This is a genomic window from Pelomonas parva (assembly GCF_043555835.1).
GTDB classification, from domain to species: Bacteria; Pseudomonadota; Gammaproteobacteria; order Burkholderiales; family Burkholderiaceae_C; genus Pelomonas; species Pelomonas parva.
Window position 1 is genome coordinate 565,000 of record NZ_JBIGHV010000001.1, and the last position, 24,785, is coordinate 589,784.

Annotated in this window: 21 protein-coding genes; 16 read left to right on the plus strand and 5 right to left on the minus strand. The window is 69.0% G+C overall.

Going from position 1 to position 24,785, the window contains the following annotated elements; all coding sequences use genetic code 11:
• Positions 1-17: 17 nt before the first annotated feature.
• Together ACG00Y_RS02370 and ACG00Y_RS02375 are read left to right on the plus strand one after the other, a co-directional pair.
• The gene (locus tag ACG00Y_RS02370) at positions 18-1,385 is read left to right on the plus strand and encodes an MFS transporter (protein ID WP_394475668.1); all 1,368 of its coding nucleotides are present in this window, start codon (positions 18-20) and stop codon (positions 1,383-1,385) included.
• Positions 1,382-3,718 carry a GH36-type glycosyl hydrolase domain-containing protein gene (locus ACG00Y_RS02375; RefSeq protein WP_394475669.1) on the plus strand — a complete coding sequence of 779 codons (2,337 nt, stop codon included), beginning with the start codon at positions 1,382-1,384 and terminating at the stop codon, positions 3,716-3,718. Before ACG00Y_RS02370 ends, ACG00Y_RS02375 begins: the two co-directional genes overlap by 4 nt.
• On the opposite strand, the gene gntR is transcribed toward ACG00Y_RS02375, so the two are convergent.
• Positions 3,710-4,756, minus strand: a complete 1,047-nt coding sequence (gntR, locus tag ACG00Y_RS02380; protein WP_394475670.1) for an HTH-type transcriptional regulator GntR — start codon at positions 4,754-4,756, stop codon at positions 3,710-3,712. The genes ACG00Y_RS02375 and gntR overlap by 9 nt on opposite strands.
• 257 nt (positions 4,757-5,013) lie before the next feature.
• On the opposite strand from gntR, the gene ACG00Y_RS02385 reads away from it, so the two are divergent.
• Both ACG00Y_RS02385 and ACG00Y_RS02390 read left to right on the plus strand, forming a co-directional pair.
• Positions 5,014-7,941 carry a TonB-dependent receptor plug domain-containing protein gene (locus ACG00Y_RS02385; RefSeq protein ID WP_394475671.1) on the plus strand — a complete coding sequence of 976 codons (2,928 nt, stop codon included), beginning with the start codon at positions 5,014-5,016 and terminating at the stop codon, positions 7,939-7,941.
• 50 nt (positions 7,942-7,991) lie between these two features.
• Positions 7,992-8,813 (plus strand): alpha/beta hydrolase, encoded by an 822-nt coding sequence (locus ACG00Y_RS02390; protein ID WP_394475672.1) that lies wholly within the window; start codon positions 7,992-7,994, stop codon positions 8,811-8,813.
• On the opposite strand, the gene ACG00Y_RS02395 is transcribed toward ACG00Y_RS02390, so the two are convergent.
• The 3 genes from ACG00Y_RS02395 to ACG00Y_RS02405 are packed head-to-tail and all read right to left on the minus strand — an operon-like array spanning position 8,791 to position 10,772.
• The gene (locus ACG00Y_RS02395) at positions 8,791-9,423 is read right to left on the minus strand and encodes an LON peptidase substrate-binding domain-containing protein (protein ID WP_394475673.1); all 633 of its coding nucleotides are present in this window, start codon (positions 9,421-9,423) and stop codon (positions 8,791-8,793) included. The genes ACG00Y_RS02390 and ACG00Y_RS02395 overlap by 23 nt on opposite strands.
• A 4-nt stretch (positions 9,424-9,427) precedes the next feature.
• Complete coding sequence (locus ACG00Y_RS02400) at positions 9,428-10,333, minus strand: patatin-like phospholipase family protein (protein WP_394475674.1); 906 nt, start codon at positions 10,331-10,333, stop codon at positions 9,428-9,430.
• 13 nt (positions 10,334-10,346) lie between these two features.
• Positions 10,347-10,772 carry an Lrp/AsnC family transcriptional regulator gene (locus ACG00Y_RS02405; protein ID WP_394475675.1) on the minus strand — a complete coding sequence of 142 codons (426 nt, stop codon included), beginning with the start codon at positions 10,770-10,772 and terminating at the stop codon, positions 10,347-10,349.
• Positions 10,773-10,896: 124 nt separating this feature from the next.
• On the opposite strand from ACG00Y_RS02405, the gene ACG00Y_RS02410 reads away from it, so the two are divergent.
• Positions 10,897-11,934 carry an ornithine cyclodeaminase gene (locus ACG00Y_RS02410; RefSeq protein ID WP_394475676.1) on the plus strand — a complete coding sequence of 346 codons (1,038 nt, stop codon included), beginning with the start codon at positions 10,897-10,899 and terminating at the stop codon, positions 11,932-11,934.
• A 75-nt stretch (positions 11,935-12,009) separates the two neighbouring features.
• Positions 12,010-12,891 (plus strand): DUF4399 domain-containing protein, encoded by an 882-nt coding sequence (locus ACG00Y_RS02415; RefSeq protein WP_394475677.1) that lies wholly within the window; start codon positions 12,010-12,012, stop codon positions 12,889-12,891.
• Here the strand turns inward: ACG00Y_RS02415 and ACG00Y_RS02420 are convergent.
• Positions 12,879-15,836 (minus strand): HD domain-containing phosphohydrolase, encoded by a 2,958-nt coding sequence (locus ACG00Y_RS02420; protein ID WP_394475678.1) that lies wholly within the window; start codon positions 15,834-15,836, stop codon positions 12,879-12,881. The two genes, ACG00Y_RS02415 and ACG00Y_RS02420, sit on opposite strands and share 13 nt — an antisense overlap.
• 238 nt (positions 15,837-16,074) lie before the next feature.
• Here ACG00Y_RS02420 and ACG00Y_RS02425 point away from each other — a divergent pair, with 238 nt between their 5' ends.
• From ACG00Y_RS02425 to fdxA, 10 genes are all read left to right on the plus strand, one after another.
• On the plus strand, positions 16,075-16,632 hold the full coding sequence (locus ACG00Y_RS02425; RefSeq protein WP_394475679.1) for an outer membrane beta-barrel protein: 558 nt from the start codon (positions 16,075-16,077) through the stop codon (positions 16,630-16,632).
• 33 nt (positions 16,633-16,665) lie between these two features.
• Positions 16,666-17,589, plus strand: a complete 924-nt coding sequence (ybiB, locus tag ACG00Y_RS02430; RefSeq protein WP_394475680.1) for a DNA-binding protein YbiB — start codon at positions 16,666-16,668, stop codon at positions 17,587-17,589.
• Positions 17,590-17,707: 118 nt separating this feature from the next.
• The gene (locus ACG00Y_RS02435) at positions 17,708-18,475 is read left to right on the plus strand and encodes a sulfite exporter TauE/SafE family protein (RefSeq protein WP_394476182.1); all 768 of its coding nucleotides are present in this window, start codon (positions 17,708-17,710) and stop codon (positions 18,473-18,475) included.
• Positions 18,476-18,487: 12 nt separating this feature from the next.
• Positions 18,488-20,203, plus strand: coding sequence for a nitrite/sulfite reductase (locus ACG00Y_RS02440; RefSeq protein ID WP_394475681.1), 1,716 nt, complete (start codon positions 18,488-18,490; stop codon positions 20,201-20,203).
• Positions 20,204-20,210: 7 nt separating this feature from the next.
• A complete protein-coding gene (locus ACG00Y_RS02445; RefSeq protein ID WP_394475683.1) occupies positions 20,211-20,708 on the plus strand; it encodes a DUF934 domain-containing protein in 498 nt (165 codons plus the stop codon).
• Positions 20,705-21,460, plus strand: a complete 756-nt coding sequence (locus ACG00Y_RS02450; RefSeq protein WP_394475684.1) for a phosphoadenylyl-sulfate reductase — start codon at positions 20,705-20,707, stop codon at positions 21,458-21,460. The genes ACG00Y_RS02445 and ACG00Y_RS02450 overlap by 4 nt, the downstream gene beginning before the upstream one ends.
• The gene (gene cysD / locus ACG00Y_RS02455; RefSeq protein WP_394475685.1) at positions 21,457-22,422 is read left to right on the plus strand and encodes a sulfate adenylyltransferase subunit CysD; all 966 of its coding nucleotides are present in this window, start codon (positions 21,457-21,459) and stop codon (positions 22,420-22,422) included. The genes ACG00Y_RS02450 and cysD overlap by 4 nt, the downstream gene beginning before the upstream one ends.
• Positions 22,422-23,708 (plus strand): sulfate adenylyltransferase subunit 1, encoded by a 1,287-nt coding sequence (locus tag ACG00Y_RS02460; RefSeq protein WP_394475686.1) that lies wholly within the window; start codon positions 22,422-22,424, stop codon positions 23,706-23,708. The genes cysD and ACG00Y_RS02460 overlap by 1 nt, the downstream gene beginning before the upstream one ends.
• On the plus strand, positions 23,708-24,460 hold the full coding sequence (cobA, locus tag ACG00Y_RS02465) for a uroporphyrinogen-III C-methyltransferase (protein ID WP_394475687.1): 753 nt from the start codon (positions 23,708-23,710) through the stop codon (positions 24,458-24,460). The genes ACG00Y_RS02460 and cobA overlap by 1 nt, the downstream gene beginning before the upstream one ends.
• Positions 24,457-24,780 carry a ferredoxin FdxA gene (gene fdxA, locus ACG00Y_RS02470; protein WP_394475688.1) on the plus strand — a complete coding sequence of 108 codons (324 nt, stop codon included), beginning with the start codon at positions 24,457-24,459 and terminating at the stop codon, positions 24,778-24,780. Before cobA ends, fdxA begins: the two co-directional genes overlap by 4 nt.
• The last annotated feature ends 5 nt before the right edge of the window (positions 24,781-24,785 follow it).

Sequence of the window (24,785 nt, forward strand, 5' to 3'; positions counted from 1 at the left end):
ATCGCTGAAGGCTCGCCATGACCACACCGTCCCACGCCACAGCGCGTCCCCTCACGCGCCGCGAGATCGTCGGCTACGGCCTGGGCGACATGGGGTTCAACTTCTACTGGACCAACATCTCGACCTTCCTGTTGATCTTCTACACCGACGTGTTCGGCATCACCGCCGCCGCCGCCGCGACGATGCTGTTCGTCGTCAAGATCTTCAACGCCTTCACCGACCCCATGATCGGCGCCTTCGCCGACCGCACGCAGACACGCTGGGGCAAGTTCCGGCCCTACCTGCTGTTCATGCCTGTGCCACTGGCCGTCATCGGTGTGCTGACCTACACGACGCCAGACCTCGGCCCCACCGGAAAGCTGGTCTGGGCCTATGTGACCTACCTGCTGTTGATGACGGTCTACACCAGCGTCAACCTGCCCTACAGCGCGCTGTCCGGCGTCATCACGGGTGACGCGCGGGAACGCAACGCGGTCAACGCGTCGCGCTTCGTGGCCGGCTTTGCGGGCGGCACCATCGTCACGTTCGCATCGCCCAAGCTGGTGGCCTGGCTCGGCGCCGGCGATGCCGCGCTGGGCTGGACGCTGACCATGGTGTTCTGGGGCATCGCCGCCGCGCTGATCTTCGTCTTCACGTTCAGCGCCACGACCGAACGCGTGCAGCCGGTGCAGGCAGAGCCGTCCACCGTGCGCCAGGACATTGCCGACCTGCGCGCCAACCTGCCCTGGATTCTTCTGTTTTTCCTGGCGCTGATCATCATGCTCAGCATCACGCTGCGCATGACCAGTGCGGCCTACTACTTCAAGTACGTCGTCAACCGCCCCGACCTGCTGGCCACCTTCATGCCGGCCTACCTGCTGGCCGCCGCTGCCGGCACGGCCTGCACGCCGCTGCTGACCCGCTTCATCGACAAGCGCAAGCTGCTGATCTGGCTGATGCTGATCTCCACGGTGCTGTCGACGGCCTTCCTGTTCGTGGACGCCGGCCAGATCTGGCTGATGTACGCGCTGCAGATTGCGCTGGGCCTGGCGCTGGGGCCGAAGTCGCCGCTGTCCTTCTCGATGCTGGCGGACACGGCCGACTTCAACGAATGGCGCAACGGCCGGCGCGCCACCGGCATGACCTTCGCGGCCAGCTCCTTCGCGCAGAAGCTCGGCACGGCGGTGGCGGTCGCGGTCATCGGCGCGCTGTTCACGACGCTGGGCTATGTGCCCAACGTGGCGCAGTCGGCCGAGTCGCAGGCGGGCATCGTCTGGCTGATGTCCGTGATCCCGGCCGCCTTCACGCTGATGGCCGCCGTCATCATGATCTTCTACACCCTCGACAACCCGACGATGGCGCGCATCCAGGCTGACCTGGCCGCGCGCAAGGCGGCCACATCATGACCAACACCCTGCTCGGCCCCATCGCCGGCGGCGAACGCTACGAACTCACCAGCCCCACGGCCATGCCCATGGCGGGCGGCTTCCTGTGGAACCGCCGCATGATGATCCACGCGACCTGCCGCGGCTACGCCACCGCGCAGTTCATGCAGCCCGAACCGGCCAAGTACGCGCATGCGCCCAACCTGGAGGCCAAGACCTTCATGCAGCCGGAGCAGGCCTACTACGCCCACCACCCCGGCCGCTTCGTCTACGTGAAGGACGAGGAGACGGGCGAGCTGTTCTCGGCCCCCTACGAGCCGGTGCGCGCCAAGCTTGATAGCTTCCGCTTCATCGCCGGCCAGCACGACCTGGGCTGGACGGTGGAGCACCTGGGCCTGCGCGTGGAGCTGGTTCTGGGCCTGCCGACCGACGACGTCGCCGAGCTGTGGGAGCTGCGCGTGAGCAACCTGTCGGGCCGCGCGCGGCGCATCAGCGTCGTGCCGTACTTTCCCATCGGCAACATGTCGTGGATGAACCAGTCCGCCGAATGGCGGGCCGACCTGGGCGGCATCGTCGCCAACTGCGTGACGCCCTACCAGAAGGTGGCCGACTACTTCAAGAACCTGCACCTGAAGGACAAGACCGTCTTGCTGTGCGAGCGCACACCCGACGCCTGGGAGGCGCGCCAGTCGGCCTTCGAGGGCGAAGGCGGACTGCACAACCCCAGCGCGCTGCAGGCCGAGCAGCTGGCCGGCGGCGACGCGCGCTACGAGACACCGGCCGCCAGCGTGCAGTACCGGCTCTCGTTGCAGGCGAACGAGGGCCAGGTCTTGCGCTTCCTGTTCGGCCCGGCGTTCGACGACGCCGAGATCGCGCAGCTGCGAACGACTTATCTGAGCGAAGCCGGCTTCGAGCGCACACGCCAGGCCTATGCCGCCTACATCGCCAGCGGCAGTGGCTGCCTGCAGGTGCAGACGCCGGACGCCGAGTTCGACAACTTCGTCAACCACTGGCTGCCGCGCCAGGTCTTCTATCACGGCGACGTCAACCGCCTCAGCACCGACCCGCAGACGCGCAACTACCTGCAGGACAACCTGGGCATGGCCTACATCGCGCCGCAGGTCACGCGCGGCGCGCTGCTGCATGCCTTGAGCCAGCAGGCCGCCAACGGCGCCATGCCCGACGGCATCCTGCTCATCGAAGGCGCCGAGCTGAAGTACATCAACCAGGTGCCGCACACCGACCACTGCGTCTGGCTGCCGGTCTGCCTGCAGGCCTACCTGGACGAGACCGGCGACTTCGCGCTGCTGGACGAAGTCGTCAACGACCTGACCGTCGCCGAGCGGCTGGATGCCGCCATGGCCTGGCTGCATCAGGACCGCGACGCGCGGGGCCTGAGCTTCATCGCCCAGGGCGACTGGTGCGACCCGATGAACATGGTGGGCTACAAGGGCCGCGGCGTGTCCGGCTGGCTGACGGTGGCCGCCGCACATGCGATGAAGCTGTGGGCCGCCATCTGCGATGCGTCCGGCCGCTCCGGCGCCCGCTGGCGCGACGCCGCCGGCGAGCTGAACGCGGCCGCCAACCGCCACCTGTGGGACGGCGACTGGTTCGCTCGCGGCATCACCGATGACGACGTCAAGTTCGGCATCGCTGCGGACAAGGAAGGCCGCATCTACCTGAACCCGCAGGCCTGGGCCATGCTCAGCGGCGCGGCCAGCGAGGCGCAGCGGGCGAAGATGATCGCCGCCGTCGAGGACCAGCTGGAAACGCCGCACGGCGTGGCCATGTTCGCGCCGCCCTATTCGCGCATGCGCGACGACGTCGGCCGCGTGACGCAGAAGCACCCGGGCTCGGCCGAGAACGGCGCCGTCTACAACCACGCGGCCAGCTTCTACATCCATGCGCTCTACGAAGGCGGCGACGGCGAGCGCGCGTTCAAGCTGCTGCGCCAGATGATCCCGGGGCCGGACATGGCGGACTATCTGCAGCGCGGCCAGTTGCCGGTGTTCATCCCGAACTACTACCGCGGCGCCCACCGCGAGTACCCGCGCACGGCCGGCCGCTCCAGCCAGCTGTTCAACACCGGCACGGCCGCCTGGGCTTATCGCTGCGTCATCGAGGGGCTGTGCGGCCTGCGCGGCGATGCCCTGGGCCTGCGCGTGCAGCCGCAGCTGCCGGCGGGCTGGGACGAGCTGCGCGCACGGCGCGAGTTACGTGGTGCGACCTTCCACCTGAACGTGCGCCGCACTGGTGTCGCGAGCGTGAAGCTGGACGGCCAGCCGCTGCCCGACGGCCTCGTGCGCGGCATCGAAGCCGGCCGCGAGTACCGCCTGGACGTCGAGTTAGGCTGACGCCCGCCGCACGATCTGGAAGCCCAGATCGAGATGCGGCTGCTCCACCGGCTGGCCGCGCATCAGCGCCATCAGCATCTGCGCGGCCTGCACGCCGATCTCGCCGCGCGGCGTGGCCACCGTCGTCAGCGGCGGCACCATCTGGTCGCTGCCCGGCAGGTTGTTGAAGCCGGCTACGGCGATGCGTTCGGGGACCTTCACACCCAGGCGCAGCGCGGCCAGCAAGGCGCCCTGGGCCAGGTCGTCGTTGCAGAAGAAGATGGCGTCCGTGTCCGGCGCCTCCTTGAGCACGCGCGCCAGCAACTGGCCGCCCAGCGCCATGGACGACGGCTCGGCGCTGTGCACCTGGCGCACCCGCTCGCCCATGCCCGCCGCCTGCAGCGCCGCCACATAACCCTCGCCGCGCTGCAGCGTGCGCGGGTCCAGCTGGGCGGCGACGTAGGTAACGTGGCGCCGGCCGCTGTCCAGTAGATGTTGAGTGATGGCCCGGCCCGCCTCGCGCTGCGAGAAGCCGACGCTGTGGCTGCCCGGCTCGGCCGACAGCTCCATGACATGCACGCAGGGCACGCCGCTGCCCTCGATCAAGGCCGCCGTCGCGGGGCTGTGCTCCAGCCCGGTCATGATGAGCCCCGCCGGCCGGTGCGCCAGGAAGCTGCGCAGCACCGCCTCCTCCTCGCGGGCGTCGTACTGCGTCACGCCGATCAGCATCTGGTAGCCGGCGGCGGTCAGGCTGCGCTGCAGCGCGTCCAGCAGTTCAACGAACACCGTGTTGCTGAGCTTGGGGATCAGCACCGCCACGTGCGAGCTGCGGCTGGACGCCAGCGCCCGGGCGGCGGGGTCGGGCACATAGCCCAGCTCGGCCACCGCCGCCTGCACGCGCTCGACCAGGTCCGCTGCCACCGCGCGCTCGCCACGTAGCGCGCGCGAGACGGTGATGGGGCTGACGCCGGCCGCCTGGGCCACGTCCGCCAGAGTTACACGGCCGGTGGCACGCGTGCGTCGAGGGGCGGCGTTTGTTGTCAATTTGCGACTCGGCATGGCTACATAGTATCCCCCATACCGCTGCGCTCACGGCTGCCTAAGATAGCGCTATCCACCCAGGAGCCGCCGCAGTTTTGAGGCGGTTCGGCGAGGTGGTGGGCGGTCGTCCTGCTGGTTGCAGGAAAGGCGTCAGTCCCTTTTTTTGATCATTTGGGATAGCGCTATCCAGTAACCGGCCTGAAACCCGGCGGCGAGCGCCATCCGACGTTTGGCCCACACAAGCCGCGACTCACGCGGCCATCCAGGAGACCTTCATGCGAACCCCCCGTCGTCAGACCCTGATCCATCTCGCCGTTCTCGGCGCCTGCGCCACGGCCCAGGCCCAGACCGCCGACGCGCCGAACGCACAGCCCGTCGCCGAGGGCTCCAATGTGCTCAGCCCGGTCATCGTGTCGGGCTCGCGCATCTCCGCGCGTGGCTTCACGCAGCCGACGCCAACGACGCGCATCGACGCCGTCGACATGGAGAAAGCCGCCAAGCCCAACCTGTTCAACGCGCTGGCCGACCTGCCCGCGCTGCAGGGCAGCACCGGCCGCACCACCAGCACCAACAGCACCAGCAGCGGCATCCAGGGCCTCAGCTCGCTGAGCCTGCGCGGCCTGGGCCCCATCCGCACGCTGACGCTGATCGACGGGCAGCGCGTCATCGGCGCCAACGTGACCGGCGTGACCGACGTGAGCCAGTTCCCGCAGTTGCTCGTCAAGCAGGTGGACGTGGTGACCGGCGGCGCGTCGGCCTCCTATGGCTCGGACGCCGTCGGCGGCGTGGTGAACTTCATCACCGACAAGCGCTTCACCGGCTTCAAGGCCAACGTCGCTGCCGGCCAGACGAATTACAACGACGACCGCAATGCCACGCTGCAGGCCGCCTGGGGCGGCAGCTTCCTGGACGGCCGGGCGCACCTGACGGCCAGCGTGGAGTACAGCCGCGAGAAGGGCGTGCCCTCGCCGCGCTTCGGCGGCGCCGGCGCCAATGGCCGCAGCTGGTTCAAGAACCCGGCCTTCCAGGTGCGCCCCATCGGCCAGACCACCGACGGCAAGCCGCAGTACATCTCCATCGAGAACGCGCAGCAGTTCCAGTACGCCAAGTACGGCCTCATCACCAACGGCCCGCTGCAGGGCACGGCCTTCGGCAAGGACGGCGTGCCGTTCCAGTTCCAGTACGGTTCCAACGGCGTGCCCACCGGCACCGGCGCGGTGACGGGCTGCATCACGCCCTTCTGCATCGGCGGCGACCTGGCCGGCACCGTCGGCGGCGGCACGACGCTGGGCATGAACATGTCGCGTCAGGTGGCCTACACGCGCGGCAGCTTCGAGATCACACCCGACCACGAGGTCTTCTTCACGCTGAACTACGGCAAGGTCGACTCGCTGTTCACGCCCAACCCCGGCGCTGCCAAGAACGCCAACCTGACCATCCAGTGCAGCAACCCCTTCCTGCCCGCGTCCATCGTGACGGCCTGCGCGGCCAACAACATCACCAGCTTTCAGTACGGCGTCGCGAACGCGATCTTCCCCAAGGACATCGAGGTCAACCCGGTGCGCACGCAGCTGCGTGCGGTGGTCGGCGCCAACGGCCGCTTCGATCTGTTCGGCAAGGACTGGACCTATGACGCCTACGCCAGCCACGGCCAGAACACCATCGACATCAACGTCGACAACATGACGCTGAACGCGCGCTACAACGCCGCCATCGACGCCGTCCGCGGGCCCAACAACACCATCATCTGCCGCAACGCTGCGGCCGCCGCGTCGGGCTGCGTGCCGCTGAACATCATCGGCGACGTGCCCATCGACCCCGCCGCCTGGGCCTACATCGCGCCGGCCAACGGCCCGCGCCAATACTCGCGCCAGCGCCAGTCCGTCGCCAGCTTCAGCGTCAATGGCGAGCCCTTCTCGCTGTGGGCCGGCCCGGTGGCCGTGGCCTTCGGCGCCGAGGGCCGCCGCGAGCAGTACTACGTGTTGGGCGACCCCTATGGCAACGGCGTGTTCCCGAGCAGCCCCAACACGCCACAGTACCCGGCCGACCCGCTGCTCAACACCGCCATCGGCAACAACTGGTATGCCGGCAACTATCACAACGCCGAGGGCGCTTATCACGTCAAGGAAGGCTTCCTGGAGCTGAACCTGCCGCTGTTCAAGAGCGCCAGCCTGGGCGAGGCCAACCTGAACGTCGCCGGCCGCCACACGCGCTACAGCACATCCGGCAACGTCGACAGCTGGAAGGTCGGCTCCACGTGGAAGACCGGCGTGGACCGCCTGCGCCTGCGCGCCGTCACGTCCAAGGACGTGCGCGCGCCCAACCTCAGCGAGCTGTTCGCCGCGCCGCTGGTCGTCAACAACACGGTCAACTACCAGGGCACGACGCTGACCGTGCAGCAACGCACCATCGGCAACGTCAACCTGCGCCCCGAGATTGCGCGCAACACGACCCTCGGCATCGTGCTGGCCCAGCCAAGCTGGGCGCCGGGTTTCAGCGCCTCCGTCGACTACTTCGACATCAAGGTCAACGACGTCATCTCCTCGCTGAACGCGCAGCAGGAAGTCGATCTCTGCGTGGCCGGCAACCAGGAGATCTGCGCCGCGATGGACCTCGTCAGCGCGACCAAGTTCGTCACGCTGCAGGCCTTCAACCTCGCCTCGATGCGCAACAAGGGCTTCGATCTGGAAGGCGTCTACCGCTTCGACCTGGGCGGCATGGGCCTGCCCGGCAAGCTGACGCTGCGCGGCCTGGCCACGCACACGAAGAGCTTCGTCACGAACTCCGGCGTCGTCGGCACCATCCCGAGCGAGGCGGCCGGCGTCAACCTGGGCAACACTCCGAAGTGGAAGGGCCAGTTCTCGCAGTCCTGGGACACCGACACCCTGAGCCTGAGCCTATCGCAGCGCTGGATCAGCGACGGCGTCTACAGCAACGAGTACATCGAGTGCCAGACCAACTGCCCGACCTCCACCGTCACGCGGCCGACCATCCTGAACAACCAGATGAAGGGCGCCTTCTACTGGGACATCGGCGGCTCCTACAAGTACTCGAAGAACCTGACGATGTACTTCAAGGTCGACAACGTGACCGACGTCGACCCGGTCGCCGCGCCGCAGACCGGCACCGGTTACGGCATCAACCCCTTCCTGTACGACGTGCTGGGCCGGCAGTACCGTGTCGGGGCGCGCCTCTCGTTCTGACGGCGTGACGGGTTAACCTCGGGCGACACCCTGCCCGAGGACCCTCACGCATGACGACCACCGACGACGGCCTGCAGCTCCACCTGCGCCACTGGCCGGCCACCGCGCCTGCCCGTGGCCAGGTGCTCATCGTGCATGGCCTGGGCGAGCACATCGAACGCTATGCCCATGTCGCCGCAGCACTGAACGCCGCCGGCTGGGACGTGCACGGCTGGGATCACCGCGGCCACGGCCAGAGCCAGGGCCGTCGCGGCGACATCCCCGACCACGACGCGCTGCTGCGCGACACCGCCCGCGTCATCGACACGGTGCGCCGGCCCGACACCCGCTTTGTGCTGCTGGGCCACAGCCTGGGCGGCGCCGTCGCGGCGCGCTTTGCTGCCGAGGCACTGTCGGACCACCCCGCTGCCTGGAGCCGGCCGCTGGACGGTCTGGCGCTGTCCTCACCCGCGCTCGACGCGGGCCTCTCCGGTGGCCAGAAGCTGGCCCTCGCGCTGGCCGAGAACCTGGCACCAGGTCTGGCAGTTAGCAACGGCCTGAAGCCGGCCTGGATCAGCCGCGACCCCGCCGTCGTCAGCGCCTACGAGAACGACCCGCTGGTGCACGACCGCATCACCGCGCGGACGACGCGCTTCCTCATCGACGCCGGCGAGCGCGTCATCGCCGACGCGCCGCGCTGGCAGGTCTCGACGCTGCTGATGTGGGCCGGCGAGGACCGCTGCGTCGCGCCGCGCGGCAGCGAGGCCTTCGCGTCCGCCGTGCCGGCCAACGTCGTCGCCACCCAGCCCTGGCCCGACCTCTTCCACGAGATATTCAACGAGCCCGAAAAGGCTGAGGTGCTGACCGTCCTTACGAGCTGGCTGAACCGCTAAGCGCATCCAGCCGATCGACGACCAGCTCCAGCCGCAGCAGCGGGTTGTCCATCGTCATCAGCCGCTGCCGGTCGGCAAGCGGCATGGGCAGCAGCTCGGCCCAGCGGTTGGACAGCCAGCCCGCGTCGTCCCACTGGTAAGGCGGCTGCACCGGCAGTTCATCGGCTGCAGCGCGCTCGCGCCAGCCGGCCAGCAAGTCCTGCAGTTGCTGCGCGGCCGGGCGCAGGTCGTCGGGCGCCGGCACGGCGGCGTCGTCCGGCTGCAGCTCGATCTGGCCGACCCACAACCCATGGCTCAGGCAACGTGAAGATCGCAGTCGGAAGCGCTGCGTGCCGCGCGTGCGGATGTGGATGAGCCCTGGCTGGTCATGCTCGAAATGCTCGATGCGCGCCAGCGTGCCGACATCGTGGAAGGCCTCGCGCCGGAAGCCCTCGCCTTCGCGCTGCCGCACCTCGTGGCCCTGCGTCAGCGCCACCACGCCGAAGGCATGGCCCTGCGCATGGCAGCGCTGCACCATGTCCAGGTAGCGCGGCTCGAAGATGCGCAGCGGCAGATGACCGCCGGGGAAGAGCACCGAGCCAAGCGGGAACAGTGGGATTTCGGCGTCCACGGCTTCAGCGGGTTTTCTCGGCAATGCGCTGGCGGATCAACGGCAGCACGGCCTGCGCCGCATCCCGCCCGGCCTGGATGGCACGGCGCCGGGCCGTGAAGTCGGCGCTGGATACGCCGTCCAGCCGCGGGCGCACCAGCACGTCCGCGTCGCGCAGCTCGAAGCCGTTGATGCTGCGGCCCATGATGGCGAAGGTCTGCAGCAGCATGCGGAACGGGTCGTTGAGCGGGTCGCTGGCTGGCGGTGACGTGATGTCCACCGCAATGACGAGCTGAGCGCCCATCTCGCGCGCGAAGCGCACCGGCACCGGCGACACCAGGCCGCCGTCGACGTACTCGCGCTGGCCGATCTTGACCGGCTGGAACACCGCCGGCACGGCGCTGGACGCGCGCACGGCGGTGCCGGTGTCGCCACTGCGGAACAGGATGGCCGAGCCGTCGGACAGGTCCGTCGCGACGATGCCCAGCGGCACCACCATCTGCTCGATGGCCTTGCCGCCTGTCTTGTCGCGAATGAAGCGGGCGAGCGCCTCGCCGCGGATCAGGCCGCGCAGCGGGAAGGACCAGTCGGTGATGGCGCCCTCGTCCATGCCCTCGGCCAGCGTCTGCATCTCCTTGCCGCCCTTGCCCGAGGCATAGAGCGCCGCGACCAGGCTGCCAGCCGACGTGCCGGCGACGAGTTCGACCTTGATGCCGTTCTCCTCCAGCACCTGGATGACGCCGATGTGCGCAAAGCCGCGCGCCGCGCCGCCGCCCAGGGCCAGGCCCAGGCGGGGCGGCTTGGGCGGGGGCTTGACGACGGCGATGGGGTCTGGCGCGGGCACGACGACCGGCGCGGGCGGCTGCGTGGGGCCGAAGGCGCAGGCGGACAGCGCCAGCGCGAGGGTGAGGGAAGCGAGGCGGCGGAACATGGCGCGCATCATCTCAGCCCAACTTGTAGCTCTGCAGATGGATGCTGGTCTCCGTCCCCGCGATGCCCTTGATCAGCCGCACCCGCTCCAACACGTCGGCCAGCTCCTGCAGGCTGGAGCTGCGGATCTCAGCGAGCAGGTCCCAGCGGCCATTGGTGTCAAACAAGCCCGTGATGCCGGGCTCGCCCAGCAGCATGGCCACCACCTCGCGGGTGCGGTTGCCTTCGACGGTGATGCTCATCCAGGCCGTGATCTGGTCGGGCACCGAATCGGGCCGCAGCCGCACCGTGTAGCCGGTGATGACGCCGCTGTCCTCCAGCCTGGCGATGCGGTTGGTGACGGTGCCGCGCGACACCTTGAGCTTGGCTGCGAGCGTGGCGACGCTGCCTCGGGCATCGGTGCGCAGCAGGGCGAGGAGTTGCTGGTCCAGAGCGTCCATGTTGTGCACTTTGTCAATTGAAGCTGCCATTTTGGCAAATTAGCTTGCATTACTGCACAGGAGTTGCGCTTCTGTTTGGCAGGCCGCCTCGGAAGAATCCCCTCAACAACTCCCGGAGACCCGCATGACCACCCTTCTCACCACTCAGGATGTCGCCCACATCGTGCAGCGCGTCGGACTTCCCGATTTACTGCGCCGCCTCGTCGCCTACCTCGAAGCCGACTACCTGCGCTGGGCCGAGTTCGACAAGACGCCGCGCGTGGCCGCCCATTCCGCCGACGGCGTCATCGAGTTGATGCCCATTGCCGACGCCAGCCTCTACAGCTTCAAGTACGTCAACGGCCACCCCAAAAACCACCGCGTCGGCCTGCCGACCGTGATGGCGTTTGGCGTGCTCGCCGACGTGGCCACCGGGGCGCCGGCACTGCTGTCCGAGCTGACGCTCACCACCGCGATGCGCACGGCCGCCACCTCCGTGATGGTCGCCAAGCGCCTGGCCCGCCCCGACAGCCGCGTGATGGCGCTGATCGGCAACGGTGCCCAGAGCGAGTTCCAGGCGCTGGCCTTCCATCATCTGCTGGGCATCCGCGAACTGCGCCTGTACGACATCGACCCGGCCGCCACCGCCAGGCTGGTGCGCCATCTGCAGGGCGCGCAAGACCTGACCCTGACCGTCTGCACATCCACCGCAGAGGCGGTACGCGGCGCCGACATCGTCACCACCGTCACCGCCGACAAGACCGCCGCGACCATCCTGACGCCGGACATGGTCGAGCCCGGCATGCACATCAACGGCGTCGGCGGCGACTGCCCCGGCAAGACCGAGCTGCATCGAGGCGTGCTGGAGATGGCGCGTGTCGTCTGCGAGTTCGAGCCGCAGTCGCGCATCGAGGGCGACATGCAGCAGATGCCGGTCGACTTCCCCGTCACCGAGTTCTGGCGCGTGCTGGCCTGCCAGGCACCGGGCCGAGAATCGCGCGAACAGGTCACCGTGTTCGACTCGGTCGGCTTCGCGCTGGAAGACTTCTCGGCGCTGCGGCTGCTGCGCGAACTCAGCACCCAGCTGGGCCTGGGCTCGGCGGTCGATCTCATCCCGCAGATGGCCGACCCCAAGGACTTGTTCGGCGAGCTGCAATTGACCCGCCAGCGCCAGGCCGCCTGAGCGTCATCACTATTCACCAGAACCGCCGTCACAGGGAGCCGCCACAATGGCTTGAACCTGCTGACGGAGGGTCGAATGAAGACGTTTTTCGCCTGCCTCTCCATGGCCTGCGGCCTGGTCCAGGCCGACCCGCTGCCCGCCGACCCGCTGGAGCGCCAGTGCTGGCTGGCCCACACGCAACAGCGCACGGCCGTGGACTTGCGCGAGCCCGTCTCGGTGCACTTCGGCAACCTCAAGAGCGGCTACCGCGTGCGCTCGCCGTTTTGGGTGGAGTTCGGCGTGCGCGGCATGGGCGTCATCCCGGCCGGCAATGCCAACGACAAGGCCGGCCACCACCACATCCTCATCGACACGCCGCTGCCGCGTGACCACACGGCGCCCATCCCCTTCTCGGCCACGCACAAGCACTTCGGCAAGGGCCAGACCGGCGCCGAGCTGGACCTGCCACCGGGCCGGCACACGTTGCGCCTGCTGTTCGCCGACCACGCCCACAAGCCCTATTTCGTCTTCAGCAACGAGATCGTCATCGAGGTCACCGGCAAGCGCAGCGGCCCCGCGCCCAAGGTCGTCGCGGGCGACGCCGCAAGCTGCGCGGCCTGGTATCAGGACCAGCGCGCCGCGCCGCGCGCCTCCAGCGAGCCGGCGGTCTACGTGAAGAACCTGCGCGAAGGCGAAGCCGTGTCCAGCCCCTTCACGCTGTCCCTGGGCGTGCTGGGCGCCGGCGTGGGCGTGGCGCCGGCCGGCACCAGCATCAAGGACACCGGCCACTTCCGCCTGAGCTTCAACCAGAACGGCAACACGGTGCGGCGGCAAGACCTCAGCGACGGCCGCAGCGAGGCCATCGTCGACCTGCCGCTGGGCGACTACGAGGTCGTCGTCGCGCTGCATGACGGCGCGGGCAACCCACTGCTGAAAGCCGCGCCGCTCAAGGTCAGCGTCAACCGTCAGGACAGATAGGCCGTCACGTCCGCCACGTCGACCAGCTCCGCCGCCATGAAGCGCCGCGCATAGGCCATGCAGGCGCCCGAGCGCAGGAAGAGCTCGAAGAGTTCGGCATCCAGGTGCTGCTCGCGCACCATGCGGGCCAGGATGGTCAGCGCCTCGGACAACGGCTTGCCGGGTTTGTAGGGCCGGTCATCGGCGGTCAGCGCCTCGAAGACATCGGCGATGGCCATCATGCGGGCCTGCGGGCTCATCTGCTCGCGCGTCAGGCCGCGCGGGTAGCCCTTGCCGTCCATGCGCTCGTGGTGGCCGCCGGCGATCTCGGGCACGCTGCGCAGATGCCTCGGGAAGGGCAGCTCGTGCAGCATCTTGACGGTCTGCACGATGTGGTCGTTGATCTTGCTGCGCTCCTCGTCCGTCAGCGTGCCGCGCGACACCGCCAGGTTGTGCAGTTCGCCCCGGTGGTACAGGTGCTCGGGCTGGCTGATGCGGAAACCCCAGCGGTTGCCCTTGTCCAGCGTCTCGGCCGGCGCGCGGGGCAGCACATGCTCGGGCCGGTCGGCCAGCAAGGCCTCGGGCGCCGGCAGCGGCGGCCTGGGGCGCGGCAGGCGCCGGGCTTCGTCGGCGGACAGGCCAAGGCCGTCGTCCAGCGTGCGCCACCAGCGCCGCGCGGCGATCTCGCGCAGCCGGGCCAGTTGCTCGGGGCCGAGGAACTCGCCGCCCTGGTTGCAGGCGGCGACGAAGGCGAAGTCGGCGTCCAGCGCGGCCAGCGCCGGGGCCGCCTGGGCGCGCGCCTCGGCCGCGCCTTCGGCACCAAGACCGGCCTCCAGGCGCTCGATCAGCGCGTCGCGCTTGAGCACCTCGAAGCGGGTGCGGATCTCGTGGATGCGGTTGTAGAGCGTCTCCAGCTTGGTGGCCTTGTCGACAACGTACTCCGGCGTCGTCACCTTGCCGCAGTCGTGCAGCCAGGCGGCGATGTGCAAGGCCTCCCATTCGTCGGTGCTCATCTTGAAGCCGGCATACGGCCCCTCGGTCGCATCGCAGGCGGCCTGGGCCAGCATCTTGGTCAGCTCCGGCACGCGCTGGCAGTGGCCGGCGGTGTAGGGGCTCTTGGCGTCGATGGCGCCGGCGACAAGCTGGATGAAGCTCTCCAGCAACTCCTTGCGCGCACGCAGCAGCAGCTGGTTGTCCATGGCCAGCGCCGCCGTGCCCGACAGCGCGCGCACGAAGGCCACGCGGGCGGCGCCCAGCGGCTCGGTCCAGCCTTGCGCCGGCATGGCGAAGGACAGCGTCAGCGTGCCAAGGGTCTCGTCCTGGCGGTTTTTCAGCGGCATGGACAGCAGCCGCACGCGCGACGCACTGAGGCTGCCGAACAGCGGCTCATAGGCCTTGAGATGACTCGGGTTGTCCCAGCTCAGGTCCACCTCCACCGGCCCGTCGGCGCGCAAGGCCTGCACCGGCGCGCTGATGCTGTCGGGCGCCTGGACATCCCAGGTCAGGCCGGCGCGCTGGGCCGTCTCGCCATGCAGGTGCGAGGCCGCCGGCTGCAGCAGGCGGCCGTCGGCGGACAGCAGGTGCACGGCACCGCCGTTGGCCTCGGCCACGGCGATGGTCTCGCGCAGGATGAGGTCCAGCAAGGTGTCGAAGTCGCGCTCGGCGCTGAGGGCAGCGCTGATGTCGAGGAAGCGGCGCAGCGAATGCTTCATGGCCGTCATCGCCACGGCCAGCCTGTCGACCTCGCGGATCAGGCTGCGCTTCGGGTCGGGGCTGTCGAACTCGAAGTGGCGGATGGCCTCGGCCTGGCGGGCCAGCTCGCGCAGGGGCCGGGAGATGCGGTCGGCCAACAGATGCACCAGCGGCAGCAGCAACAGCATCAGGCCCAGCGAGATGTAGAAGCCATGGCGCCGGCTCTCGATCTGGAAGGCCTGCAGCTCCTCGCGCGGCGCGGCCATCAGCAACGTCAGCGCGGCGCCGGCCACGACATCTCCCTGGCCGCCCTCGCGGCCGGGGTTGCCCAGCAGCGGCAGCGCGTGGGCCACCCACTCGCGGCCGTCGACCGTCTGCACCGGCGCGAAGCCGCCGCCGGCATCGCGGCGCGCCCACAGCGCGCGCATCAGCGGCGTGGCGGCGTCGGCCACCTGGCGCAAGCCCTTGACCCCGTTCGCCGCCGCCGGCGGATCACGGCGCGCCTCGGCCAGCAGCTCGCCGCCGGCGGTGGCGATCAGCAGTTCGGCCGAACGGCTGATCTGCGGGCGCGTCAGCATGGTGCTCAAGGCCTTCAGGCTGACATCGGCGCCGATGACGACGGCGCCACGCGCCTCGGCCAGCGTCACGCCGGGCTCGCCGGTCGTGAAGAAGAGATAGGGCTTGGACTGCACGGCCTGGCCGTCGCCAGCACGCCGAGCCAGCTCGTACCAGGGCCGGGTGCGCGGGTCGAAGACATAGTCGGGCCGCGCCACGATCTGCAGCTCGCGCATGCCGGCATCCAGGAAACGGTAGCTGCCGCGCGCCTCGCCGCCGTCGCGGTCCACGCTCTGCAGGCCGAAGGCTGCGTCGGCCGGCGCGCCCATGCGGCTGCGCGCGGCGTCGTCCTCCAGCCGGCGCAGCAGCAGGAAGGAGCCGCTGGCCGTGCCGGCATAGACCGCCGACACCGAGGCATTGCCGCGCAGCGCCGCCGCCAGTTGCGGCAGTGCCGCCAGCCGCTGCGCCTCGCTGGTGGCGCTGCCCAGGGCGCCAGAGGCCAGCAAAGCCACGCTGACCCGCGCCGGCCGCAGCTCCGTCTCGACCGTGGCCGCTGCCTCGCGCCCGATGCGCTTGGCCGCCGCACCGGCCTGCTGCAGCATCAACGCGTCGCTGCGCGAGGCCTCGTACAACATCAGCGCGCCGTAGACCAGCGCCACGAGGCCGACCATCAACGCGCTGAGGGTGATGTAGAGCGTCTTGGGCTTGAGGTGCGGCATGTCGACCAGGTTGGACCGGAGTTCGGGTCAGTATCGACGCGCCGGCCGCCCGCCGTTGATGACAGATCACGCCAACAAGGCGGTCGCACGGGGCATATTCACCAGCGTCGCTTGTCTACGACAACGCTCGCTGGCCGGCTTGCACGGCGCCCATAGCATGCGGGCCCGCTTCGACGACGAGGCAACGCGGGCCGGTCACCCAGCCGGCTCCTCCATCAAGAACCACAGGGAAGTTTTCATGAAGAAGCACGCCATCATCCTGGCCGCAGTCCTCGCTGCCACCGCTGCCCACGCCGACCAGCAAGCCCATGGCTACATCGGCACCGCCGGTGGTGCCACGCACATCAATCTCGACTGCACGGGCGCGACCAGCTGCGACGCGAGCGATACCGGTGCCAAGCTGTTCGGCGGCTACAACTTCGGCAATGGCTTCAGCCTGGAAGCCAGCTACATGGCCTTCGGCAAGTTCAAGGGTGCGGACGGCACGATGTCCCTCACCATCAAGCCGACCGCCATCGCGCTGGGCGCGGGCTTCGCGCTGCCGCTGAGCACCGACTGGGGCATGAACTTCCGCCTGGGCGTTGCTCGGGTGAAGACCCAGGCCAGTGCCACCGTCGGCGCGGCGAGCGGCTCCCAATCGGAAAGCAAGGCCAAGGTCTACGCCGGCCTGGGCGTCGCCTATGCCATCTCCAATACCGTCAAGCTGGAGCTGGGTGTCGACACGACCGAGGCCCAATTCGCTGGCGAAAAGGGCACGCTGCGCCTGGTCTCCCTGGCCGCGAGCTTCGCGTTCTGACCCTGCAGCTGCGTCATTCCTACACTGGGCGCCATGAACTACGCCCGGTTGATCAAGGAAGTGGGCCGCGGCGCCCGCGGTGCACGTGACCTCAGCCGCGCCCAGGCCGAGGAGCTGTTCGGCGAGATGCTGGACGGCGCGGTGCCCGACATGGAGATGGGCGCGCTGCTGATCGCCATGCGCATCAAGGGCGAGAGCGCCGACGAGGTGGCCGGCTTCCTGGCGGCGATGCAGGCGCGCACGGCATCGCTGGCTGCCCCGGCAGGCCCGCGCACCGTGCTGCTGCCCAGCTTCAACGGCGCCCGCAAGCAGGCCAACCTGATGCCGCTGGTGGCGCAGCTGCTGGCCCGCGAGGGCGTGCCGGTGCTGATCTTCGGCCGGCATGACTTCGACAGCCGCCACAGCCCCTTCGAGCTGCTGGACGCGCTGGGCCTGCACGCCAGCGCCACGCTGGCCGATGCCGAACAGCGCCTGGCGACGGCCAAGCTCGCCGTCCTGCCTTTGCAAATGCTCAACCCTGGCTTGAACAATCTGATGGCCTTGCGCCCCCGCCTGGGCCTGCGCAACAGCTCGCACAGCCTGGCCAAGCTGCTGGACCCCTTCCCCGCCGGGCGCGGCGTGCGCGTCGTCGCGGTGACTCATCCGGAGTACCTGGACAGCATGGGCCAGGCCCTGCCCGGCCTGACGGCGAACGGCGGCCGCGCGCTGCTGATGCGCGCCAGCGAGGGCGAGGCCTACGCCCACCTGCGCCGCAAGGCCCATCTGATCGGCTTCCAGGACGGTGCCGCGGCCCCGCTGCACCCGGCGGACACCGCCGACCTGGACTGGCCGCTCTCGCCCGCCTGCGAGCCGGGCGAGAACGCCGCGCTGATCCGCGCCATGCTGGATGGCACCGAAACAGTGCCGACGCGCATCGCCGAACAGGTCGCGGTGTTGAAGCTGCTCGCCACGAACTGAAGTTGCTTATTCGGCTTGGGCATATGGGCCCAAGAATTAAATAGTTCTGCGGCACTGCAACATTCCCTAGAGTCGCGCCCTCAGGTGACAAGGGGTCGCCGCCGGAGTGTTCTGGGTGCTGGACTGGATTGCGATTGCGAGTGGCTTGGGGGTCGGCATCATCGTCGGCATCACCGGCGTGGGTGGCGGCTCGCTGATGACACCGCTGCTGCTGACCGTCTTCAAGCTGAGCCCGGCCGTCGCCATCGGCACCGACCTGTGGTTTGCGGCGCTGACCAAGATGAGCGGCTCCGTCGCCCACGCCCGCCACGGCCATGTCAACTGGGCCATCACGCGCCGCCTGCTGGCCGGCTCCATCCCGGCGTCGCTGGCCACGGTGGCGCTGATGCACTTCAGCGGCGTGACCAAGGGCTGGGCCTCGGCGCTGACGTTTTCACTCGGCATCGCGCTGCTGCTGACGGCCGTCGTCGTCGCCTTCAAGAAGAGCTGGCAGGCGCTGGGCCTGCGGCTGGAGCGCTGGATTCCCGACAGCCGCAAGCCGGCGCTGACCGTCATCAGCGGCGTCATCCTGGGCGTGCTGGTGTCGCTGTCGTCCATTGGCGCCGGCGCGATTGGCGCGACACTGATCCTGTTGATCTACCCGCGCATGCAGGCCCGCGACATCGTCGGCACCGACATCGCCCATGCCGTGCCGCTGACGCTGGTGGCTGGCATCGGCCATGCCACGCTTGGCAATGTGAACTGGGCGCTGCTCGTGCCGCTGTTGATCGGCTCTTTACCCGGCATCTGGCTGGGTGCCCAATTGACCCGCCGCCTGCCCGACGGCGTCGTGCGCAGCCTGCTGTGCGCCTCGCTGCTGATGGCCGGCTGGAAAGTGATTCACTGAAAGAACCCTTCGATGTATCAGTACACCGACTTCGACCGCCGCTTCGTCCACGCCCGCGCTGCGCAGTACCGCGACCAGCTGGAGCGCCACCTGGCCGGCACGCTGGGCACCGACGAGTTCCGCGCGCTGCGCCTGCAGAACGGCTGGTACATCCAGCGCCATGCACCCATGCTGCGTGTGGCCGTGCCTTACGGTGAGCTGTCCTCGCGCCAGCTGCGCCAGCTGGCCAAGATCGCCCGCGAGTACGACCGCCAGCCCGACGGCCCCTTCGCCGGCCAGGGCGGCTACGTCCACTTCACGACGCGCCAGAACGTTCAGTACAACTGGATTCCGCTGGTCGACAGCGCCACGGTCATGGACCTGCTGGCCGAGGTCGACATGCACGGCATCCAGACCAGCGGCAACTGCATCCGCAACATCACCAGCGACGCCTTCGTCGGCATCGCGCCGGACGAGATCGTCGACGCGCGCCCCTACGCCGAGGTGCTGCGCCAGTGGAGCACGCTGCACCCCGAGTTCGCCCACCTGCCGCGCAAGTTCAAGATCGCCATCAGCGGCGCGGCGGAAGACCGCGCGGCTATCGGCTGGCATGACATCGGCCTGCAGCTGAAGAAGAACGAGGCCGGCGAGATCGGCTTCCAGGTCCTCGTCGGCGGCGGCATGGGCCGCACGCCCATCCCGGGCGTGGAGATCAATTCCTTCGTGCCCTGGCAGCAGATCCTCGTCTACATCGAGGCCATCGTGCGTGTCTACAACCTGGCCGGCCGGCGCGACAACCTCTACAAGGCCCGCATCAAGATCCTCGTCAAGGCCGAGGGCCAGAAGTTCTTCGACGCGGTCAACGAGGAGTACCAGCGCATCCTGGCCGGCGACCCGGCCGGCCACGAGCAGATCATTCCGCAGGCCGAGCTGGACCGCGTGGCCGCCTGCTTCGTCGACCCGGCCGGCGTCAAGGCTGAAGCCCCCGTGCAGCTCGACACCAGCGACCCCGCCTTCGCCCGCTGGCTCTCGCGCAACGTACACGGCCACCGACTGAGCGGCTACCGCGCCGTCACGCTGAGCCTCAAGCGCATCGGCATCGCCCCCGGCGACACCAGCGCCGACGTGATGGACACCGCCGCCGCGCTGGCCGACCGCTTCAGCCATGGCGAGCTGCGCGTGTCACACCGCCAGAACCTCGTGCTGCCCTGGGTGAAGGAATCCGAACTGGCCGACCTGTTCGTGGCCGCCCGCGCCGCCGGCTTCGCCACGCCCAACGCCGGCCTGCTGACCGATCAGATCGCCTGCCCCGGCGGCGACTTCTGCGCGCTGGCCAACGCCCGCTCGCTGCCGCTGGCCGCCGAGATCGCCGAGCGCTACCAGGACATCGACGAGCTGGAAGACCTCGGAGAGATCGACCTGCACATCAGCGGCTGCATCAACTCCTGCGGCCACCACCACAGCGGCCACATCGGCGTGCTGGGCGTCGACAAGGACGGCACCGAGTGGTACCAGTTGACGCTGGGCGGCGGCGACGGCACGAAGCTCGCCGGCGGCACCGTGGCCGGCAAGGTCATCGGCCCCAGCTTTGCGGCCGACGAGATCGCCGACGCCATCGACGCCGTCATCGAGACCTTCACACGCGAGCGCTTAGCCGGTGAGCACTTCATCGACGCGGTGAAGCGCCTGGGCCTCGACCCCTTCAAGACCGCCGCGAATGCCGTTCGCGTTTCGACTGCGAAGGCTTGATCACATCATGAAGTTCATCAACGCCACCACCTGTGCCTGGAAGCACGCCATCGGCGAAGACGGCCCCAAGCCCGATCCCGATCCCGCGCCCAACCGCCTGCTGTCGCTGGAGCAATGGCACGCCGTGCGCGCCCACTGGCCGCAGGACATGCCGGTCGCCATCGAGTTCCCGAACGACGCCGACATCAACCAGCTCGCGCCCGACCTGCCGCGCATCGCGCTGGTGGTGCTGGACTTCCCGAAGTGGACCGACGGCCGCGCCTACAGCCAGGCCCACCTGCTGCGCATCCGCCACCAGTTCAAGGGCGCCATCCGCGCCCGCGGCGAAGTGCTGGTGGACATGATGCAGCTGCTGGCCCGCACTGGCTTCGACGAGGTCGTCATGCGTGGCGACCAGTCGCAGGCGGCGGCGCAGAAGGCGCTGGACCTGTTCGCGCCGGTCGGCTTCTACCAGGGCGACGTGGCCGAGACGCGGCCGTGGTTCATGCGCAGGAGCGCAGCGTGAGCGAGGTCAGCAGCCTGCCCTGGGCCGCCGCGCCTGCGGCCGGCAATGCCATAGCCCTGTATGCCAAGTGGACGCCCGCACTTGACGCCAAGATCGAAGCCGCCTTGCAGCGCCTGCGTGAGGCCAACATCGAGCACGGCGACGGCCTGGTGCAGAGCAGCAGCCTGGGCGTGGAAGACATGGTCATCACCGACCTGATCGCCCGCACCCAGTTGCCCATCGCCATCTCGACGCTGGACACCGGCAGGCTGCACGCCGAGACCTTGGCCCTGCTGCCGCGCATCCACGAGCGCTACGGCCGCGACGTCGAGGTCTTCAGCCCCGTCGCCGAAGCCGTCATCCAGTTCGTCACCCGCGAGGGCGAGGAGCCGATGTACAAGAGCATCGAGCTGCGCAAGGCCTGTTGCGGCGTGCGCAAGATGGAGCCGTTAGGCCGCATGTTGAAGGGCCGCTCGGCCTGGATCACCGGCCTGCGCCGCGAGCAGAGTGGTGCGCGAGGTGACGTGGCCTTCGACGAAGACGACGGCCAAGGCCGCCGCAAGATCAGCCCCATCGCCGACTGGACCTGGGCTGAGGTCTGGGCCTATGTCGAGAAATACGACGTTCCCTACAACCCGCTGCATGACCAGTTCATGCCCTCGATCGGCTGCGCGCCCTGCACGCGCGCCATCGCCGTCGGCGAGGACTTCCGCGCTGGTCGGTGGTGGTGGGAGGACAGTTCCAAGGAGTGCGGTCTGCACGCGAAATCATGAATGCTGCTGTGAAACCCGAACAACTCATCGCCGACGTCGACCACGCGCATCTCGATGCGCTGGAAGAAGAAGCCATCTTCATCCTGCGCGAGGTGGCCGCCAGCTTCGAGCGCCCCGCCCTGCTGTTCTCCGGCGGCAAGGACTCCTGCGTCGTGCTGCGCCTGGCCGAGAAGGCCTTCAAGATGAAGAACGCGGCGCATCCGAGTGGCTACTCGGGCGCCCTGCCCTTCCCGCTGGTGCACATCGACACGGGCCACAACTTCCCCGAGGTCATCACCTTCCGTGACCAGCGCGTGGCGGACATGGGCGAGCGCCTGATCGTCGGCCACCTCGAAGACTCGATGGCCAAGGGCACCATCCGCTTGAGCCATCCGCTGGAAAGCCGCAACGGCCACCAGACCGTGACGCTGCTGGAGACCATCGAGGAGCACAAGTTCGACTGCCTGATCGGCGGTGCCCGGCGCGACGAGGAGAAGGCGCGCGCCAAGGAGCGCATCTTCAGCCACCGCGACAGCTTCGGCCAATGGCAGCCCAAGGAACAGCGTCCCGAGCTGTGGACGCTGTTCAACACGCGCATCCGCCCGGGCGAGCATTTCCGCTGCTTCCCCATCAGCAACTGGACCGAGTTGGACGTGTGGCTCTACATCGCCCGCGAGAACATCCCGCTGCCGCAGATGTACTTCGCGCACCAGCGCCAGGTCATCCGCCGCAAGGGCCTGCTGGTGCCGCTGACCGATGTGACGCCGCCGGAACCCGGCGAGACCGTCGAGACCGCGCAGGTGCGATTCCGCACCGTCGGCGACATGACCTGCACCTGCCCGGTCGAGAGCCCCGCCGCCAACGCCAGCGAGGTGGTGGCCGAGACGTTGACCGTCACCGTCAGCGAACGCGGCGCCACCCGCATGGACGACCGCACCAGTGAAGCTTCCATGGAGAAGCGCAAGAAGGAAGGGTATTTCTGATGAAGGCGCTGCGATTCCTCACGGCCGGTTCCGTTGACGACGGCAAGAGCACGCTGATCGGCCGCCTGCTGTTCGACGGCCAGGCCATCCTGGCCGACCAGCTCGACACGCTGGAGCGCCGCGCCGCCGGCCGCCCCATCGACCTGAGCCTGCTGACCGACGGCCTCGAAGCCGAGCGCGAGCAAGGCATCACCATCGACGTGGCTTACCGCTACTTCGCCACCAAGACGCGCAAGTTCATCATTGCCGACGCCCCCGGCCATGAGCAGTACACGCGCAACATGGTCACGGCCGCCGCCGGCAGCGATGCGGCCGTCGTGCTGGTGGACATCACCAAGCTGGACCTGACGCAGGACGAGGTCACGCTGCTGCCGCAGACGCGCCGCCATTCGCTGCTGGCCCAGCTGCTGCGCGTGCCGAGCATCGTCTTCGCCATCAACAAGATCGACGCGCTGGACGACGCGGGCGCCGGCTTCGCCAAGGTCAAGACGGCGCTTGACAAGTTCGCCACCGCCGCCGGCCTGAACGTGGCCGCCACCGTGCCGGTGAGTGCGCTGCGGGGCGACAACGTCACGCAGCCGCTGGACGCGCCCTGGTGGAACGGCGAGTCCCTGCTGCAAGTGCTGGAGCGCCTGCCCACGCTGAGCGAGCGCGCCGACGCGCCGCTGAGCCTGCCCGTCCAGTACGTGCAGAAAGACGCCTACCAGTCCGCCGGCACCGGCTTCCAGCCACGCGTGCTGTGGGGCCGCATCGCCCACGGCGCGGTGAAGGCCGGCGACACCATCGAGGTGCTGCCGTCCAGGCAGACGGCGGTTGTGTCCGAAGTGCGCCTGGCCGGCGAGGCCGTTGCCAGTGCCGAAGCCGGCGACTCGGCCGGCCTGGTGCTGGACCGCCAGCTCGACGTCAGCCGCGGCGACTGGATCGTCACGCCCGGCAGCGCGGCCGCCACCAAGAACTTCTCCGCGACGCTGGCCTGGCTGGACACCGAAGCCGCCAAGCCCGGCCGCAAGTACTGGGTGCGCCATGGCAACCGCTGGGTGCAGGCGCGCATCTCGGCCATCGATTCGGTGCTGGACATCAACACGCTGACGCCGCAGGACGCCCACGAGCTGCCCGTCAACACCATCGGCCGCGTGCAGATGGAAGTGCAGCACGAGCTGCCCGTCGAGCCCTTCGCAGACAACCGCGTCGGCGGCGCGCTGATCGTCGTCGACCCCGCCAGCCACCGCACCAGCGGCGCGCTGCTGGTGGACGTGCAAGCCGCACCGGCGGAAGAGGCCTGGTAATGGCCGGCCGTGTGATCTTCGTCAGCGCGGGCCCTGGCGCCGCTGACCTGATCACGCTGCGCGGCGCCCGTGCGCTCGCCACCGCCGAGGTCGTGCTCGCCGATGCGCTGGCCGACCCGGCCCTGCAAGACCTCGCGCCGCACGCCCGCTGGACCTACGTCGGCAAACGCGGCTTCGAGCATTCGGCCAAGCAGGCCGAGATCAACGCGCTGCTCGTCCAGGCCGCGCAGGATCACGCCATCGTCGTGCGCTTGAAGGGCGGCGACGCCAGCATCTTCGGCCGCCTGGAGGAAGAACTGCAGGCGCTAGCCGAAGCTGGCATCGCCAGCGAAGTCATCCCCGGCGTCACTGCCGCCTCGGCAGCCGCCGCGCTGACCCAACGCCCGCTGACCCGCCGTGGCCGAGGCCGCAACGTGAGCCTGACGACGGCCATGACGGCCGAGGGCGAACTGCGCGCGGCGCTGTCGGCAGACACCGAAGTCTTCTACATGGCCGGCCGCCAGCTCGACACGCTAGGCCCCAAGCTGCAGGCCGCCGGCTGGCCGGCAGATACACCCGCACTCGTCGTCAGCCGTGCCGGCTGCGACGACGCGCTGACCAGCGAACACGCGCTGGCCGACCTCGCCGAAGCGGCACCGCTGCACGGCGGCCGGCCGGCCGTTCTCATCGTCGGCACGGGCGCCCTGCCGGCGTCCAATAAAATCATCGTTTCGCCTGAAAAGGCGCCCCTCACTTCCCAGAGCCGCTCATGACCCACGTCGTCACCGAAGCCTGCATCCGCTGCAAATACACCGACTGCGTCGACGTCTGCCCGGTCGACTGCTTCCGCGAAGGCCCGAACTTCCTGACCATCGACCCGGACGAATGCATCGACTGCGCCGTCTGCATCCCCGAGTGCCCGGTCAATGCCATCCTGCCCGAGGAGGACGTGCCCGGCGATCAGATCCACATGATCAAGATCAACGCCGACCTGGCGAAGACCTGGCCCAGCATCACCAAGCGCAAGCCCGCGCTGCCCGATGCCGACGACTGGAAAGACAAGACGGGCAAGCTGCCCGAGCTGATCCGCTGAACTTG

Excerpts from the sequence above, each read along its gene's own strand:
- ACG00Y_RS02370 (WP_394475668.1), top strand. The coding sequence starts at position 18 with ATGACCACACCGTCCCACGCCACAGCGCGTCCCCTCACGCGCCGCGAG.
- ACG00Y_RS02375 (WP_394475669.1), top strand. The coding sequence starts at position 1,382 with ATGACCAACACCCTGCTCGGCCCCATCGCCGGCGGCGAACGCTACGAA.
- gntR (WP_394475670.1), bottom strand. The coding sequence starts at position 4,756 with ATGCCGAGTCGCAAATTGACAACAAACGCCGCCCCTCGACGCACGCGT.
- ACG00Y_RS02385 (WP_394475671.1), top strand. The coding sequence starts at position 5,014 with ATGCGAACCCCCCGTCGTCAGACCCTGATCCATCTCGCCGTTCTCGGC.
- ACG00Y_RS02390 (WP_394475672.1), top strand. The coding sequence starts at position 7,992 with ATGACGACCACCGACGACGGCCTGCAGCTCCACCTGCGCCACTGGCCG.
- ACG00Y_RS02400 (WP_394475674.1), bottom strand. The coding sequence starts at position 10,333 with ATGTTCCGCCGCCTCGCTTCCCTCACCCTCGCGCTGGCGCTGTCCGCC.
- ACG00Y_RS02405 (WP_394475675.1), bottom strand. The coding sequence starts at position 10,772 with ATGGACGCTCTGGACCAGCAACTCCTCGCCCTGCTGCGCACCGATGCC.
- ACG00Y_RS02410 (WP_394475676.1), top strand. The coding sequence starts at position 10,897 with ATGACCACCCTTCTCACCACTCAGGATGTCGCCCACATCGTGCAGCGC.
- ACG00Y_RS02415 (WP_394475677.1), top strand. The coding sequence starts at position 12,010 with ATGAAGACGTTTTTCGCCTGCCTCTCCATGGCCTGCGGCCTGGTCCAG.
- ACG00Y_RS02420 (WP_394475678.1), bottom strand. The coding sequence starts at position 15,836 with ATGCCGCACCTCAAGCCCAAGACGCTCTACATCACCCTCAGCGCGTTG.
- ACG00Y_RS02425 (WP_394475679.1), top strand. The coding sequence starts at position 16,075 with ATGAAGAAGCACGCCATCATCCTGGCCGCAGTCCTCGCTGCCACCGCT.
- ybiB (WP_394475680.1), top strand. The coding sequence starts at position 16,666 with ATGAACTACGCCCGGTTGATCAAGGAAGTGGGCCGCGGCGCCCGCGGT.
- ACG00Y_RS02440 (WP_394475681.1), top strand. The coding sequence starts at position 18,488 with ATGTATCAGTACACCGACTTCGACCGCCGCTTCGTCCACGCCCGCGCT.
- ACG00Y_RS02445 (WP_394475683.1), top strand. The coding sequence starts at position 20,211 with ATGAAGTTCATCAACGCCACCACCTGTGCCTGGAAGCACGCCATCGGC.
- cysD (WP_394475685.1), top strand. The coding sequence starts at position 21,457 with ATGAATGCTGCTGTGAAACCCGAACAACTCATCGCCGACGTCGACCAC.
- ACG00Y_RS02460 (WP_394475686.1), top strand. The coding sequence starts at position 22,422 with ATGAAGGCGCTGCGATTCCTCACGGCCGGTTCCGTTGACGACGGCAAG.
- cobA (WP_394475687.1), top strand. The coding sequence starts at position 23,708 with ATGGCCGGCCGTGTGATCTTCGTCAGCGCGGGCCCTGGCGCCGCTGAC.
- fdxA (WP_394475688.1), top strand. The coding sequence starts at position 24,457 with ATGACCCACGTCGTCACCGAAGCCTGCATCCGCTGCAAATACACCGAC.